Origin of the sequence: Corynebacterium sp. HMSC30G07 (assembly GCF_001806945.1) — a bacterium.
In the GTDB taxonomy this organism is placed as follows: Bacteria; Actinomycetota; Actinomycetes; order Mycobacteriales; family Mycobacteriaceae; genus Corynebacterium; species Corynebacterium riegelii.
In genome coordinates, this window is record NZ_KV786457.1 from 1 (window position 1) to 14582 (window position 14582).

Sequence of the window (14582 nt, forward strand, 5' to 3'; positions counted from 1 at the left end):
CAAGTTCACTGGAGCCAAATGGTTTTGGATGAAATGTCGCGCAATCTACGTAAGCGTATTAATGCGACTACTCAAGATACACGTCGGCTTGAAGCACTGATGAATGACTTCCTCCCTGAAGCTCTTGTTCAAGACGCGCGGTTTGATATCAAGCTTCCTGAAACAGTCTCGGTACATCCAAAAGATCGTCATGTTTTGCAAGCTGCGCTGTGTGTTAACGCCAACATAATTGTCACTGACAACCTAAAGGACTTCCCTGCGGATTGGATGCGAAAGCAAGGAATCCTGCTTGTAGACAGTGCCGCGCTCATCTCTATGCTCGTTATGCAATTTCCAACTCAATTCAAACAGGCTCACGAACTCTGCGTGGAACTAAGCGGCTCTCAGAGCGAAGCGAAAGTCCTCCAACAGCTGGAACGCGCGACCAACGCCAATGTTGTTAAACAAGTCCGAGACCTACTTCGCTCTGTCAGCTGACTCAGAATTACAACAGGCTCCCCTACACCGGGCGGAACGTGTCCGGTGAGGCGGCCTTCCAGTCGGGCGCCCAGGATGACGGGGGATCTTCTAGCAGCTGGCCGGGACGCAACCACTCGTAGATGTTGGCGTAGGAGCGCGAGTCCGTGGGTGAGATGTTGCGGCGCAGCATGTCAGGCGTCAGGTCAGCCGGATCCGTCACACCCATGGACGCCATGAGACGCACCGCGGTGTTGACGGTGGTGTGGTGGTAGTTGTACACCGCCTGGGCCTTGTCCTTAACCACAACGGCGCGGTTGCGGCGCGGATCCTGGGTGGCCACGCCGGCCGGGCATTCGCCGGTGTGGCAGCGCTGCGCCTGGATGCAGCCAACCGCCATCATCATGGCGCGGGCGGAGTTGGTGTAGTCAGCGCCCTGGATCATGCGCATGACAATGTCTGAACCACCTGCGACCTTGCCGGAGGCGCCGATCTTGACTTGGTCACGAAGACCGGTGCCAACGAGGGCGTTATGCACCGTCATCAATCCGTGGGTCAGCGGCATGCCCATGTGGTCTTCAAAGTCGATGGGTGCGGCACCGGTGCCGCCCTCGGAGCCGTCCACAACAATGAAGTCCGGCGCGGTGCCAACCTCACGGATGGCCTTGCAGATGGCCAGCACTTCCCTGCGGCTGGACACGCACAGTTTGAAGCCAGCTGGCTTGCCGCCGGAGAGCTCACGCATCTTAGCGATGAACTCGACCAACTCCACCGGCGTACTAAACACGCGGTGACCTGCGGGGCTGATGCAGTCCTGGCCCATGGGCACTCCACGGATTTCGGAGACCTCTTTGGTGATCTTGTCCGCCGGCAGCACGCCACCAATACCCGGCTTCGCGCCCTGGCTGACTTTGAGTTCAACCATCTTGATCTGGTCATCGGCAGCGCGGTCGCGGAACTTCACCGGATCAAAGTCACCGTCTGGCGTGCGCGCACCGAAGTAGCCGGTGCCCATCTGCCACACCAGGTCACCGCCGAATTCCTTGTGGTACGGCGAGACACCACCCTCACCCGTGTTGTGTGCAAACCCGCCCATGGCCGCGCCCTTGTTCAAGGAGCGCACGGCGTTTTTGGACAGAGAGCCGAAACTCATCGAGGACACGTTCAGCATGGAAATGGAGTACGGCTTGGCGCAGTCCTTGCCGCCGACAAGGATGCGCGGCGGCTCATCCGGCATCTCAACAGGGGCCAACGTGTGCACCAGGTGCTCATGGTTGGTGGCGTAGACGTCCTGCACCGTGCCAAACGAGGTCTCGCTTTGCTTGCCCTTCGCACGCTCATAGATAGCGTTGCGCTGGTCACGGTTGAATGGGCGGCCGTCCCAGTCACGCTCGATGAAGTATTGGCGCAGCTCCGGACCAATATCGGTGAGCATGTTGCGCATGTGCCCAAGGACGGGATAGTTGCGCAGGATCGGGTTTTTCGTCTGCGTCATGTCGTGGATGGCCACGCCACCCAACGCCGCCGCAACTGTGCCGAGGGCGACCTTGCCAAAGTTTCCGGATTTCTCCTTAGCCATGCGCCCCATCATGCCCTAACAGTGCCCACATAGTGGGACAAATCGCAGACCTATTTTTGGCCACCGCGGCCCAGGGCTTGGATGTCCTCCGAAAATCTAGAACTCAGTGGAGCCCATATCTAGCTCGGGTCAGTTTCACAAGCTCATCTGCAGAGATCAAACCATCGACCCAGCGTTGCCCGTCTGCACGAGTAGGAGCGCTCACAGTCAGGCCCTCCAACCGATTATTCACTACGGCTTCTTCAAGCAGCTTTTGCCGACTCAAAGCATCACTCATAGGCTGCGGCCCAGGGCTTGGATCTCCCATCCGGCTGCCTGCCAGGCTTCCGCTGGCAGCACATTGCGGCCGTCGATGAGCTTTTGCTTATCGACGATCCCCGCAACCCACCCCGGCTCCATCTCCTTAAACTCCTGCCATTCTGTTGCGAGGATGACAAGTTCGGCGTTGCGCAAGGCGTCTTCAAGCGAAGAAGCGTAATCAAGCGTTGGGAAGACTTTGCGTGCGTTGTCCATGGCCTGCGGGTCATAAACGCGCACACTTGCACCCGCGAGCGAGAGCTGACCTGCAACGGCGAGTGCCGGCGAGTCACGCACGTCATCCGAGTTCGGCTTAAACGCCGCCCCAAGCACCGTGATGCGGGTACCGATCAGGGAACCGAGCATCTCGCGGGCGAGGTCCACCACGCGCTGGCGGCGGCGCATGTTGATCGCGTCCACCTCGCGCAAAAACGTCAGCGCCTGGTCCGCACCCAGCTCGCCCGCGCGAGCCATGAACGCACGAATGTCCTTGGGCAGGCAGCCACCACCGAAGCCGAGGCCGGCGCCGAGGAATTTGCGGCCGATGCGGTCGTCATGCCCAATGGCATCAGCCAGCTGTGTCACGTCCGCGCCGACGATCTCACAGACCTCACTTACCGCGTTGATGAAGGAGATCTTGGTGGCCAAAAAGGCATTAGCCGACACCTTCACCAGCTCCGCCGTCTGCAGGTCCGTGACAATAAACGGCGTGTTGTGCGCAAGCGGGGTGGCATAGACCTCGCGGGCAACCTGCGCCGCTGAAGATTTCGCCTGGGAATGAGTAGCGTTGACGCCAAGCACAATGCGGTCCGGTTCAATGGTGTCTTTCACCGCGTAGCCTTCGCGCAAAAACTCTGGGTTCCACGCGATTTCTACACTCGCGCCGTTTTGAACCAGCTTGTCCGCGCGTTCCTGCAACGCCGCCGCAGTACCAACCGGCACGGTGGATTTACCGAAGATGATGTGGTGGCCCTGCAGCTTCGGCACCAGATCATCAATAACCGCCTCCACGTAGCGAGTATCCGCCGCGTACGACCCCCGCTGCTGTGGAGTACCCACGCCGATGAAGTGGATGTTGGCGAAGGAGGCGGCGGTGGCGTAGTCCGTCGAAAAGCTAAGGCGACCTGCGTCAATATTTCGCTCAAGCACCTCCGGCAAACCGGGCTCATAAAAAGGCACCGTGGAGTTTTGCAGTGCCTCAATCTTGTGTTGATCCACGTCCACGCCGAGCACCTCATGGCCAAGTTCCGCCATGCACGCCGCGTGCGTCGCCCCAAGATAGCCAGTACCGATCACCGTCATCCGCATAGTTGGCAATTATGCCGTGCGGTGGCCAGATCGGCAGCGCGAGTTAATCCTCGCCATCCAAGTAACCGGTGAACTCCACCTGGAAATCCGGGTGGTCATCCGCCCACGTATTGCCAGTTTCGTCTTCCCAATCCTCCATGGCGTACTTAATGCTCAAGCGTGCGTCGTCCGCGTCCGTGATCTTGATCGGGTGCGACGGCTGCGGCCCCCGCTCACTCAACAGCCTTGCGCGCTCATCAAACGCCCCCTCTTCCGAGGATGCCTGGACGGTGAACATGCCTTCATCATCAATGATGAAGTAGAAGCCGCGGCCGAGATCGTAGACCACCACATCCGGGCCGGACATGTAGCTGGCCTCCGGGAAGACCTCGGACGGGTGCTGCAAGAACGCATCCAACGCCTGCGTGATGTATAGGGACGCAAGCAGCGCAAACAGCTCACACACCGCCGGGGAAAACGCCGGCTGGTTACCGTTTTTCGCAAGCGCGTTATCCACGTCCTCCTCATAGAGCGAGGTGGCCAACGCAAGGTTGCGCAGCGCCATGGACAGATCCACCGCACGCTGCTCGTTGGTCAGCTGCGGGTCCTTAACGACGGCAGCGACCTCAGCCGCATACTGCAAAATGCGCGCCTGGCGCTTTGCAAACTGGTCGTAGATGACATGGTCAGCGTCGATACGTTCGGCAAGCTCAATGATCTCCTGCTGCGTAATCGCAGGATCCTCGCCCTGCACTGGCAGCGGGGTGAAATACAGTGTGTAATCTTCCATCGGTTTCGTCCTTTTGGTTTGTTCTTCTGGTTGGTTAACGGAAGTTCAGGTAGGCCTTCGACGCCGTCGGCCCCCGCTGCCCCTGGTACTTCGAGCCCAACTTGGACGAGCCGTACGGCGTCTCCGCGGCCGAGGTCATAGCGAACAACGCAAGCTGGCCCACCTTCATGCCCGGCCACAACGTGATCGGCAAATTCGCCACATTGGACAACTCAAGCGTGATGTGGCCTGAGAAACCCGGGTCAATGAAGCCTGCGGTGGAGTGCGTCAGCAGTCCTAGGCGGCCCAGGGAGCTTTTTCCTTCAAGACGCCCCGCCAAATCCGCCGGCAACGCAAAACTCTCAAGCGTTGCCGCCAACACGAACTCGCCCGGGTGCAGCACAAACGCATCCCCCTCCGGGACCTCAACCAGTGTGGTCAGGTCCGGCATCTCCTCTTTCGGATCAATGTGCGTGTACTTCGAGTTGTTGAACACCCGAAACAGGCTGTCAATGCGCACATCGATCGAACTCGGTTGAATCATCTCCGGATCAAACGGGTCGATGCCGAGGCGGCCGGACTCAATAGCGTCGCGAATGTCATGATCAGAAAGCAGCACGTATGCGAGTGTACTTCCCCATTTTTGGGCTTGGATTGCACGGTGCTAAAGTCGAGGACGCTGCCGGCGTAGTTTAGTGGTAGAACATCAGCTTCCCAAGCTGAGAGTGCGAGTTCGATTCTCGTCGCCGGCTCCAATTGTCGCCGGCTCCAATGTCGCCGGCTCCACTATGACGTCGAAAATGATAAGTACCCTTTTGCGTTAGCGAGTACGCCCCAAGGGGGTCAAGAAAATCGCTTGCGTTAGCGAGTGTATAGCGCGTTTGCCCTGACCTGCGGAAATGCTTTCCTCTCTTTCGACCGAGCGAGCGTTTGCGTTAGCAGGCGTTGATTTGGTCGAGGTGGATAGCGTGGTCGGCGACCTCGGTAACGAGTTCAGCGTCGTGGGTGATGACGATGACGACGGCACCAGTGTCAGCGAGTTTACGCATTACTCGGGAAATCGCGACAAGGTGCTTGTAGCCAACACCTGATGTCGGCTCGTCGAAGATGTAGACCTTCTTGTTCGCGGCAAGCGCTGTAGCAATAACCAGACGTTGACGTTGCCCACCAGAGAGTGCTTGGGGATGATCAGCCTCATGGTCGGTGAGGTCGAGTTCTTTAAGGATCGCCTGGGCGTCGATGTGTTGTTTTTCGGCTCTCGTTATCCCGAGCGTGACTTCGTCAATAGCGGTGTCTGAGAATAGCTGCCGGGTGGGGTCTTGCATTACGAGGTATGCGTCCCGGTTGGTGAATTTTTGCCTATTGAGTGTGATGGATGCACCTTTGGCTTTTTCGAGTCCGCAGATGATGCGTGCCAGTGTTGATTTGCCTGACCCGCACGGGCCGAGGAGCGCTGTGATTTTCCCTGCCGGAAAGAGCAGATGGCCGATGTTGAGAACCGTGTTTCCGTGGCGGTAGGCGAAGGTGAGGTTGTCAATCTCAAGCCCATCTCCTGCCGGTTGCGGAAGTTGTGGCATAGGCACAGTCACTAGGGATCGCAGCCCAAGCTGTTTGCGCTCCTCATCCGAGGTAGCGTAGAACTCTTCGCCGGTTGCGGTGAGGGCGATGTTACCTTTATCGAAGCAGTAGACACGGTCAGCGATCCCGGAAAGGAAACTTAGCCGGTGTTCAGCAATGATGATGGTGTGTCCATCAGCTTTGAGCCTGGCGATGAGTGTGGCGAGTTGGTCGATAACGTCAGCTGAGAGGTTCGCGGTCGGCTCGTCAAAGACAATCAGCGACGTGTTGTTGCACATGGCGACGGCGCAGGCCACGCGTTGCATCTGTCCGCCTGATAGTTGTGTGACGCGGGATTCCAACAGGTCGGCGATACCTAACTCGGCTGCAACCTCGTCAATGCGGGCACAGATCTCCTGCGGGTCGCGGCCGAGATTTTCTGGGCCGAAGGCGAGTTCTTGACGCACGTGAGTGGTGTAGAACTGGGTGCGCGGGTTTTGAAACACTGTCGAACAGTGGTGGGCAAGCTCTGATAAATCTACTCGTGCCACGTCAATGTCGTCGACTGTGACGCTTCCGGTAAGGTCGCCGTCGTGGAAGTGCGGGATGAGCCCGTTAAACAGCCGCAACGCGGTGGTTTTCCCCGACCCTGACGCACCACACAGCAAGGTGACGGTTCCAGGTGTGATGGTGATGGTTACGTCATTGATTGAGGGGTGGTCTGCTCCCCGATAGGTGAAGGTGACCCCAGTTGCTTGGGCTGTTGTCATAGGACGATTCTCCATATCGCGAAGCTGATAACGATGAGCAGAATGACCGCGTCGATCACACGGAATTTCACGACCGTGACTGAGGTGGGCTTTGCGGTTCCGCCCAGTCCGCGTACAAGGGCAGCAGATGCCAGTTCGTCTCCGCTGCGTACCACGGTCGATAGCAGCGGGATTGTGAAGTACTGGGCCGCACGCAGGGAAAGCGCGGACATGCCGCGTAGTTTCATGGCATCTGAGATCGCTTTAACCTCGTGGCCGATCACGGGCAGCACACGTAACGCGACTGAGATCGGGATCGTGAAACAGGTCGGGATTCGTGAGCTGGCGAGTGCTTTTTGCAAGGTGGCAGGTCGGATCACACCGATCGCGTAGGCTCCCATTCCTGCGCTGACACTGAATCGCCACATCCACTGCAAAAACAGCACGAGGAACGCGCTGGCCGTTGACTTCCACACCAGTGGTATCACGAAGACGAGTGTGCCGAGAGCCGCAAACGTGGCCAGGTAGACGGCAACCCAGCTCGGGCGCACGAGCGTGTTGGGATTGATCGCAGCGCTCGCCAGCATCACGGCGGCGAATCCGCCCAGAGCACACACGAACCACGGCGAGTAGGCACTGTAGATCGTGGTGGAGACGATGACGAGCGCTACGATAATCGTGCGCGGGTCGGGAAGTTTAGACAAGACCGGCCCGTTCAAAGTGCTTACGCGCCACCCTGGTTCCCAACAGACCAGCAAGCCAGCCCACGATGAGCATCACAACGAAGAAGCCCAACAGAATCGGAATCGTGACAACCTGCGCCATCTTCGCGGCATACTCGGCGCCCATTTGTTCGGCGATCTGCGACATATATGCGTCTTGGTTCATAAATAGCGGAATCCACGGGGAAACATAGATCGGCAGGATAAACAGTGCATATGCCAGCGGGACACGAACTTTCACGCTCTTCGGCCCCTTGGTGATCACCAAGTCAGCGAGCAGGCCGAACACAGCGGCGATCGCAATTCCTCCCACCCAGTGACCCGTTACGAAGAAGAGGACTTCGATGAGGATCAGCATGATTGTCAATGCCCCCATCTTCGGAGTGCGGGCAGTAAACAGCGCGAACACGGTGCCGTTGACGAGAATGGAGAGTAAGAAGCCGGCATACATGGCAGCCGGAATGAACCCGAGCATTCCGAATGCAAACACGATGACGAACATCAAGGCGGTGAAGACGCCGATATTGATGAAGTCGCGCGTGTTTAGGCGCGAGGACGTGGGTGTGGACATAGTTTTTCCTTTCATGTGCGTATACGTGCTGTGTTTAGACGAGTTGCCATCCGGCAGCATTGATGCGTTCTTGCCAGAAATCGCGGTATTGACCTGGCTGGTTGACCAGCTCGTCGTGGCACCCGCGCTGGGCGATACGCCCATCGTGGGAGAGCACAATGATTTGGTCAGCTTGGCGAATGGTTTCAAGTTTGTGGGCGATCACGATTAGCGTGGAGTGCTTGCGTAGCTCGTTCATCGCCGCAACAATGTTGGCTTCATTTTCCGCGTCCAACGCGCTGGTGGCCTCATCGAACAGCACGATCGGGGCTTTCTTCACCAAGGCGCGAGCGATGGACACTCGTTGGCGTTCCCCACCTGACAGTGCACGCCCGCCAGCACCCGCCAATGAATTCCAGCCGTCTGGGAGGCGGTTGACAATTTCCGTCACGCCCGACAGCTCAGCGGCCCACCTGATTTCTTCATCAGTAGCTTCGGGATTGCCAAGGCGAATGTTGGCTTCGAGAGTGTCATTGAATAAATAGACGTCTTGGAAAACGAGAGACACCTGGCGCATCAAATCTTCGGTGGTCTGCTCGCGCACATCAACCCCGCCAACGCGTACGCTGCCGGACTGCACATCCCAGAAACGTGCAACCAACCTCGCGATTGTGGTTTTTCCGCAGCCGGAAGGGCCAACCAGGGCACACATGCCGCCTTGCGGGACATGGAAGGACATATCACGGAGAACCGGGGTGTCCGGATCGTAGCCGAAGGTGACGTCCTCGAAACGAACATCACCAGGTGCCCTCACTGGTGTAGAGGCATCGGGTTCGGACAGTTCGGGGGCATCCATGACCTTGTCGACGTGGTTCATCTGCTGGCGGCGTTCTTCCAGCCCGGTCATGCAGCCACCGATGTCTTGGAGCATGGTGGTGAACCGCAGGCACATGCCGATTGTGACCACGGCGTTCAGCGCATTCATTTGCCCGCCGAGGGCGAGTTGGGCGGTCAGCCAGATCATTATCACGACAAGGGCTTGGACGAACATTCCATTAATCAGGTTCGCTAATGTTTCGATCCACAATGCTTTGCGGCTTTTGCGGTCAGCCTGTTTGAATGCCCGATCAAGGGCCGGGTAGTCGTCGGCGACATGGCAGGAGCGCAGCGCGCCTTGGCAGGTGGCGAATTCGACCATGCGAGCCGCCAATTCTGACTCAGCTGGTTCGGAAACCTGCTTACCTTTATCAAGAAGCACGCGGGAGATATGGAGGAAGGCGAGCATGATCGGGAACGCGATCGTCAAGGTCAGTCCCAGCCGCCAATCCCAGAACCAGGTTCCCACAGTGATCACCAGCACGGCTGAGAGTTTTTGGACGAGGGAGAAAATGAAGTGCGCCGCCGACTCGCCCAAGTTCATCATTTCCTGGGTGACCATGCGCGACAGTCGGCCAGAGCTACCCGAATCGAACACTCCCAACGGTAGGCGGGCTACTTTGTTACCTATTGCGTGGTGGACGTCGTGAATGAACCCGAGCGCGCCAATATAGCCGGTGCGCATGCCATAAAACTCGGTGCCTACACCCGCTACCGAGATCACCGCCAAGGCGATGAGCCAGCCCCAAAACGATAACCCCCACACCGGCATTCCGGTCGCTAGGGCACTTGCTGCGGGAAGCAGAATCAGCAGGGCAAAGCCGTGACACAGTCCTGAGACCGCACCCCACGCTTGACCGACCGAGAGGTCACGCCACGAGGCGGGTTCCATCAAACGCTTAAAGCGTGGCAGCAATAGTTGATTCATCGTGTCATCTCCTCACATGCACCTTGGGCAAGAAGTGCCTGATAGTGCGCATTACCCAACAGCTCGTCGTGTTTACCGACCACAGCAATGCGCCCGCGTTCCATGACGACAATCTGATCCGCGCCCCTGATCGAGGCCAACCGGTGGGCGATCACAATCACGGTTCTGCCTTTGGCAAGAGTCGAGAGAGCTTGTTGAATTTTCGATTCCGATTCCGGGTCCGCCATCGCCGTCGCCTCGTCCAGCACCAACACTGGGGCATCAACCATGAGCGCCCGGGCGATCGCGATACGGGCTGCCTGCCCGCCCGAAACGTGGGTGTCCTCCCCCAACACGGTGTCGTAACCATCTGGCAGGCTCATGATGAACTCGTCGATCTGCGCGGCTCTCGCCGCCTGTCGCACCTGATCCAAGGTTGCGTCTGGCGCGCCCAGGGCAATGTTGTTGTGGATGGTGTCGCGAATAAGCTGTGCATCTTGCAAGACGAACGCGACCGTCGAATACAACACATCCTGGGAAATGCTCTTTAGATCAACCCCGCCGATAGTGATCGTGCCAGCGTCCGGGTCATCGAAGCGGGCAATTAAACTCGCCAACGTCGACTTCCCCGCACCCGACGGGCCAACCAGCGCGGTCACCGTGCCTGCCGGAATGCTCAGGCTCACCTCGTCTAATGCCTGGGTGTCGTCATAGGCATACGACACACCCCGAATCTCGATATCATGACCGTGTGGTGTCTGTGGCGCATCGGGCTGACTCAACGCTGGTAGCTCCATAACGTTCACCAGCCTCACTGCCGCAGACCCTGCGAGCTGGTACGACCAGGCGATGGTTGCGACTGCCATCAACGCTCCCGGCAGCACCAAGGCGATCAACGTCGTCGTTATCACCTCGTAGATGCTCACCCAACCGGCGTTCATCATCAACGCGCCACCGCCAAGGTTCACGATCAACAACACCGGGATCGACACCCACGAAAATGAGGCGACCGACATCGACACCAGCGGCATACACCACGCCCGGTAGAACTTAGAAAACTCGTTAGCTGCATCTAAATAGGCTTTATGTGCTTGGCCGACCTTGCCGAATGCTTTCACCACTGAGATACCGGCAACGAACTCGGCCATCGTTGCCGAAACCTGAGCGAGCTTGGTGTCCATTTGTGCGGTCTTCTCATTCATCCCACGCATCGACATGCCATACATGCCCACATAAATCGGAATCGTCGCAATCGACAGCAGAGCGAGCCGCCAATCCACCACAAACGCATATATCAACAAGGCGAGCGGGGATACGATCGCGTTCAGTTTCTCGATCGGCCCGTGCGCGATCACTGTATGCACCGTGGCCGTATCATCCTGAATGGTCTTGCGGATCTTCCCCTCACCCTCGCGGGTAAACCACGACAGCGGAGCAGTCGACATTCGGGCGGCAATTTGCCGACGCATCTGATTACGCAACGACAGGTCAATAAAATGCGTCACGCCCAATGCAACAAAATATAAGGTCAACCGGGTCATGTATGCGCTGACGAGAAGCATGACAATCCAGTTCACCCGCGCCGGGTCCATCTGGTCTTGCATAAGTTCTCTGCCAAGCTCCACCAGAGCCACATACGGGGCAATAGCCAACACACCAGAGAGAAAAGCCAAAACCTGCGCGACGAACAGCTTGCCTTTCACCGGCTGCGATAGCTGACGGATTGCGTTCTGGCCAGCGACAGATTTTTCCTTCGCGGACCCATACTCACCGTCAACAACCTGATCCATTGCACTATCGTCCATGCAAACACCATCCTTCTTAGGCAAGGCTAACCTTATCTAAATTCTGGGAGGTGTACCTAACCGTGCACGTCAACTGATACGAGCATCACTCTTTCAGGGCCATGCTCACCTGTTCACCTGTGCGGAACACGAACCGGATCGTATCCTCGTCTACGATGGCGTGATCGATGAGAGCGCTCCATTGTGCGGGGTGAAACTCGCTCACAGGTTCGCCCGTCAAATCGCCTAGGGCTGTGGTGACGGCGGCATGCTTGGCAGTGTTCGCTGCAATATCTGCCTCTAGGCTCGCTTTGTATGCGAGCGTCTTACGGTAGATAGTATCGAATTCGGTGTAGCGGGCTTGGTAGGCGTCCTGGTCGAGCGCGCGTTGCTGGTTTTCCGCAATCAGCGCTTCGATCTGCTCGGTGAGTTCCACAAGTTTCGCCTGGCACGCGGCAGCTTGTTCTTCCAAACGGCTCGTACCGAACATGTCGCCAAGCACCTGCGGTAGCTGGCTTTGCTGCGGACGGCGGGCGATCAGTTGATTGAGCGCTTGCACGAAAGAATCCTTGATCTGCTCGTCTTTCACCGTCGCGCTGCTGCAGGGATGTTCGTCTGTGTATTTGTGGTTGCATTGCCAGACTGTGTACTTGTATTTCGTGTTCGACGCCCACGTCTTACGCCCATACCACACCCCACACCGAGCACATTTGAGCCGGGTGGAGAACAAGCCGACTTTCGCTGACGATATGTTGCCATGCCTGGTGGCGAGCTCGTATTGCACTTGATCCCAGATGCGTGGAGCAATAATCGGCTCGTGGTTGCCTGTTACGTAGTATTGGGGTACTTCACCTTCGTTGACCTTCATCTTTTTAGTAAGGAAATCGGTGGTGAACGTCTTTTGCAGCAGGGCGTCGCCTTTGTATTTCTCGTTCGACAGGATGGAGCGCACTGTCGATGTCGACCACACTTCTTTCCCGCGTGGGGTGAGGATCTTGCGGGCAGCGAGTTCGGTTTTGATTTCGCTGATGGCCATCCCGTCAAGGAACAGCTGGTAGATCAGCCTGACGGTCGGAGCTTGGGTTTCGTCGATGACGAGGCTGCCGTCTGCTCCTTTCTTGTATCCGAGTAGGGATTTGTAGGGCACCATGACTTTCCCATCTTGAAAACGCTTCCTGTGCCCCCAGGTGACGTTCTCGGAGATCGAGCGGGATTCTTCTTGCGCCAGTGAGCTCATGATCGTGATCAATAGCTCGCCTTTGGCGTCAAAGGTGTAAATATTTCGCCGGCTCCAATATGACCAGGGTTTTGTGCCCTGGTCATTTTCGTGGGTTCGGGCTCGGGCTCGGCGGCAAACATCGGATAGCAAACATCGGATAACGTCCGTTTTGGCGCTTCGGACCCCTATCCGATGTTTGCTATCCGATCTTTAGCGTCTACGTCGACTGAACGCCTCAATCGCGTTTTCATCACCTGGCGGCACATCCATAAACATGTAGCCTAAAAGACATGCTTGACCAGCGTTTGCCCACAACCTTGGCATTGTCTGCTCTCGCGCTTATCTTCAGCGGCGCAGGCGTCCTTCAGCACTACCCCACTACCCCACTATTCACCGCGCTGATCATTATCCAAGCACTCAGCCTCATCGTCGCGCCCAACCATCCACGCATCAGCACCGCCACCTACATCGCAGCATTTATTACCGCATTACTAGTCGGCTACTCGACAGGCTTCGAGCTATTCCTCGGTGTCTTTCTTATCACCGCTCTCACCGCCACCGGCCACCCTATTCTGGCAATCCTAAGCGCCACTACCATCACGCTTGGCGGCTTCTACTCACCCACCAACGCCCGCATCGAATTCGATATCGGCGCTGTGATTATCTTCATCACCATTATCGCCCTGGCTCACCTTCTTGGCTTGTGGATTCACCACACTCACCAACAACACCTGAATTCACAACGGTTTGTCTGGTTTTTGGCTAGAATTCACCCCCGCGAACAGGATCTACTGATCGCTGGTGGAGGCTATGCTCTTGGAGCACTCATCTGCGCAGTTCCTGCAGTTGGACAAAGTGCGTGCTTGGTAATTGGAGCCATTATCACAGGGGCAAGCTGGGCTATCTCCAGCTACGGAAAGTGTAATAATCGTCTGCACGTAGATTTTCGTTGGACTGGATCCGTGAAAGGCGAGAGGTGCACCTAATGACCATCAGCATCAAAGCGATCATCCCCTTCTTTATGGGGGCGTTCTTCTCACTCATGCTAACCGAGAGATACGACTCTTTGATTCTTGGAGTTGGTTTCCTCACTGTAGTGACCATCGCTTGCTACGTGTCGAATCGCGTAATCACAAAGTCGGACTCGACCAAATCTTAAGCGCCACCGAACAGGCAACCCTCATACCCACGCAGAGCCCTTCTATTTGAAAGGGCTCTGCGTTTGTTTTGTACCACCCCAACAACCGGCCTCAAACTACTCCGCGACCGTGCAGGGGGTCGGCGGTTCCATCGACACTAAGATCGCCTTGTAGGAGCTGCCGCCACCGGTAGTGTAGCGCAGGACTTTCCAATCCGGGTTGTACTCCGTTGCACGCGCAAGCTCTTCAGGGTTGTGGTTGTAGGCGCAGACCGTTTCGGTCCCGTTCGGGCTAGTAAACGCGAAGGTGATCTTGGTGCCGTCGTGCTCAAGCACCTCGATGGGGAACCACATGTACTTCTGGTTCATGGCGCGTAGCACCGGAATGTAGTGCTGATTGTGGCCGACAGCCACAAGGTCACACTCCTTATACATGCAGGCGCGACGGGCTTTTGGTTGCTTGGGCAGGGGAACCACGGCGCCACCAACACGCACGGCACCGGAGATTCGTGAGTACTCAAACTTCGCACCGGTATTGGTAATAAACATCATCGCCTCGGCAGGGTTGTTGAATTCTGCAACGATGGCCTCATCAGTCTCGTCCAACGTGAAGGTGAACGAAGCTCCGGCCAGGTTGGATACGGTTGCGGGGGTCCAGTCTGTAGGAAAGCCAGTAGGCATGAGAAAACACT

13 protein-coding genes, 1 tRNA gene and 1 pseudogene are annotated in these 14582 nt (G+C 57.2%); 3 read left to right on the forward strand and 12 right to left on the reverse strand.

Annotated features, from left to right (window positions below; translation table 11 throughout):
* Positions 1 to 477 (forward strand): annotated as a pseudogene (locus HMPREF3104_RS04390) (hypothetical protein); the annotation flags it as partial.
* Positions 478 to 499: 22 nt separating this feature from the next.
* Here the strand turns inward: HMPREF3104_RS04390 and HMPREF3104_RS04395 are convergent.
* From HMPREF3104_RS04395 to dcd, 5 genes are all read right to left on the reverse strand, one after another.
* Positions 500 to 2035, reverse strand: a complete 1536-nt coding sequence (locus tag HMPREF3104_RS04395) for an FMN-binding glutamate synthase family protein (protein WP_246816352.1) — start codon at positions 2033 to 2035, stop codon at positions 500 to 502.
* A gap of 103 nt (positions 2036 to 2138) precedes the next feature.
* A complete protein-coding gene (locus HMPREF3104_RS12940; RefSeq protein ID WP_371441038.1) occupies positions 2139 to 2342 on the reverse strand; it encodes an antitoxin VbhA family protein in 204 nt (67 codons plus the stop codon).
* Positions 2309 to 3640, reverse strand: coding sequence for a UDP-glucose dehydrogenase family protein (locus HMPREF3104_RS04400; protein ID WP_070494556.1), 1332 nt, complete (start codon positions 3638 to 3640; stop codon positions 2309 to 2311). The genes HMPREF3104_RS12940 and HMPREF3104_RS04400 overlap by 34 nt, the downstream gene beginning before the upstream one ends.
* Positions 3641 to 3683: 43 nt before the next feature.
* Positions 3684 to 4409 (reverse strand): hypothetical protein, encoded by a 726-nt coding sequence (locus HMPREF3104_RS04405; protein ID WP_070494557.1) that lies wholly within the window; start codon positions 4407 to 4409, stop codon positions 3684 to 3686.
* Between the two features lie 34 nt (positions 4410 to 4443).
* Entirely contained in the window at positions 4444 to 5007 is a 564-nt protein-coding gene (gene dcd / locus HMPREF3104_RS04410) for a dCTP deaminase (protein ID WP_052205878.1), read from the reverse strand.
* A 62-nt stretch (positions 5008 to 5069) separates the two neighbouring features.
* On the opposite strand from dcd, the gene HMPREF3104_RS04415 reads away from it, so the two are divergent.
* Positions 5070 to 5143 (forward strand) — tRNA-Gly (locus HMPREF3104_RS04415).
* 180 nt (positions 5144 to 5323) lie between these two features.
* Here the strand turns inward: HMPREF3104_RS04415 and HMPREF3104_RS04420 are convergent.
* From HMPREF3104_RS04420 to HMPREF3104_RS04445, 6 genes are all read right to left on the reverse strand, one after another.
* Entirely contained in the window at positions 5324 to 6715 is a 1392-nt protein-coding gene (locus HMPREF3104_RS04420; protein WP_052205876.1) for an ABC transporter ATP-binding protein, read from the reverse strand.
* On the reverse strand, positions 6712 to 7398 hold the full coding sequence (locus HMPREF3104_RS04425; protein ID WP_052205874.1) for an energy-coupling factor transporter transmembrane component T family protein: 687 nt from the start codon (positions 7396 to 7398) through the stop codon (positions 6712 to 6714). The genes HMPREF3104_RS04420 and HMPREF3104_RS04425 overlap by 4 nt, the downstream gene beginning before the upstream one ends.
* The gene (locus tag HMPREF3104_RS04430) at positions 7391 to 7987 is read right to left on the reverse strand and encodes an MptD family putative ECF transporter S component (protein ID WP_035757768.1); all 597 of its coding nucleotides are present in this window, start codon (positions 7985 to 7987) and stop codon (positions 7391 to 7393) included. The genes HMPREF3104_RS04425 and HMPREF3104_RS04430 overlap by 8 nt, the downstream gene beginning before the upstream one ends.
* Positions 7988 to 8021: 34 nt before the next feature.
* Complete coding sequence (locus HMPREF3104_RS04435; protein ID WP_052205872.1) at positions 8022 to 9770, reverse strand: ABC transporter ATP-binding protein; 1749 nt, start codon at positions 9768 to 9770, stop codon at positions 8022 to 8024.
* On the reverse strand, positions 9767 to 11554 hold the full coding sequence (locus HMPREF3104_RS04440; protein WP_052205871.1) for an ABC transporter ATP-binding protein: 1788 nt from the start codon (positions 11552 to 11554) through the stop codon (positions 9767 to 9769). Before HMPREF3104_RS04440 ends, HMPREF3104_RS04435 begins: the two co-directional genes overlap by 4 nt.
* 85 nt (positions 11555 to 11639) lie before the next feature.
* Complete coding sequence (locus HMPREF3104_RS04445; RefSeq protein WP_246816353.1) at positions 11640 to 12782, reverse strand: recombinase family protein; 1143 nt, start codon at positions 12780 to 12782, stop codon at positions 11640 to 11642.
* A 260-nt stretch (positions 12783 to 13042) separates the two neighbouring features.
* On the opposite strand from HMPREF3104_RS04445, the gene HMPREF3104_RS04450 reads away from it, so the two are divergent.
* The gene (locus HMPREF3104_RS04450; RefSeq protein ID WP_052205869.1) at positions 13043 to 13738 is read left to right on the forward strand and encodes a hypothetical protein; all 696 of its coding nucleotides are present in this window, start codon (positions 13043 to 13045) and stop codon (positions 13736 to 13738) included.
* 269 nt (positions 13739 to 14007) lie between these two features.
* Here HMPREF3104_RS04450 and HMPREF3104_RS04455 read toward each other — a convergent pair whose 3' ends face one another.
* Positions 14008 to 14571, reverse strand: a complete 564-nt coding sequence (locus HMPREF3104_RS04455) for a hypothetical protein (RefSeq protein WP_070494558.1) — start codon at positions 14569 to 14571, stop codon at positions 14008 to 14010.
* Positions 14572 to 14582 lie beyond the last annotated feature (11 nt).

Bases quoted from the DNA above. Each gene is read 5' to 3' on its own strand.
- HMPREF3104_RS04395 (WP_246816352.1), bottom strand. From the start codon at position 2,035: ATGGCTAAGGAGAAATCCGGAAACTTTGGCAAGGTCGCCCTCGGCACA.
- HMPREF3104_RS12940 (WP_371441038.1), bottom strand. From the start codon at position 2,342: ATGGGAGATCCAAGCCCTGGGCCGCAGCCTATGAGTGATGCTTTGAGT.
- HMPREF3104_RS04400 (WP_070494556.1), bottom strand. From the start codon at position 3,640: ATGCGGATGACGGTGATCGGTACTGGCTATCTTGGGGCGACGCACGCG.
- HMPREF3104_RS04405 (WP_070494557.1), bottom strand. From the start codon at position 4,409: ATGGAAGATTACACACTGTATTTCACCCCGCTGCCAGTGCAGGGCGAG.
- HMPREF3104_RS04420 (WP_052205876.1), bottom strand. From the start codon at position 6,715: ATGACAACAGCCCAAGCAACTGGGGTCACCTTCACCTATCGGGGAGCA.
- HMPREF3104_RS04430 (WP_035757768.1), bottom strand. From the start codon at position 7,987: ATGTCCACACCCACGTCCTCGCGCCTAAACACGCGCGACTTCATCAAT.
- HMPREF3104_RS04435 (WP_052205872.1), bottom strand. From the start codon at position 9,770: ATGAATCAACTATTGCTGCCACGCTTTAAGCGTTTGATGGAACCCGCC.
- HMPREF3104_RS04440 (WP_052205871.1), bottom strand. From the start codon at position 11,554: ATGGACGATAGTGCAATGGATCAGGTTGTTGACGGTGAGTATGGGTCC.
- HMPREF3104_RS04450 (WP_052205869.1), top strand. From the start codon at position 13,043: ATGCTTGACCAGCGTTTGCCCACAACCTTGGCATTGTCTGCTCTCGCG.
- HMPREF3104_RS04455 (WP_070494558.1), bottom strand. From the start codon at position 14,571: ATGCCTACTGGCTTTCCTACAGACTGGACCCCCGCAACCGTATCCAAC.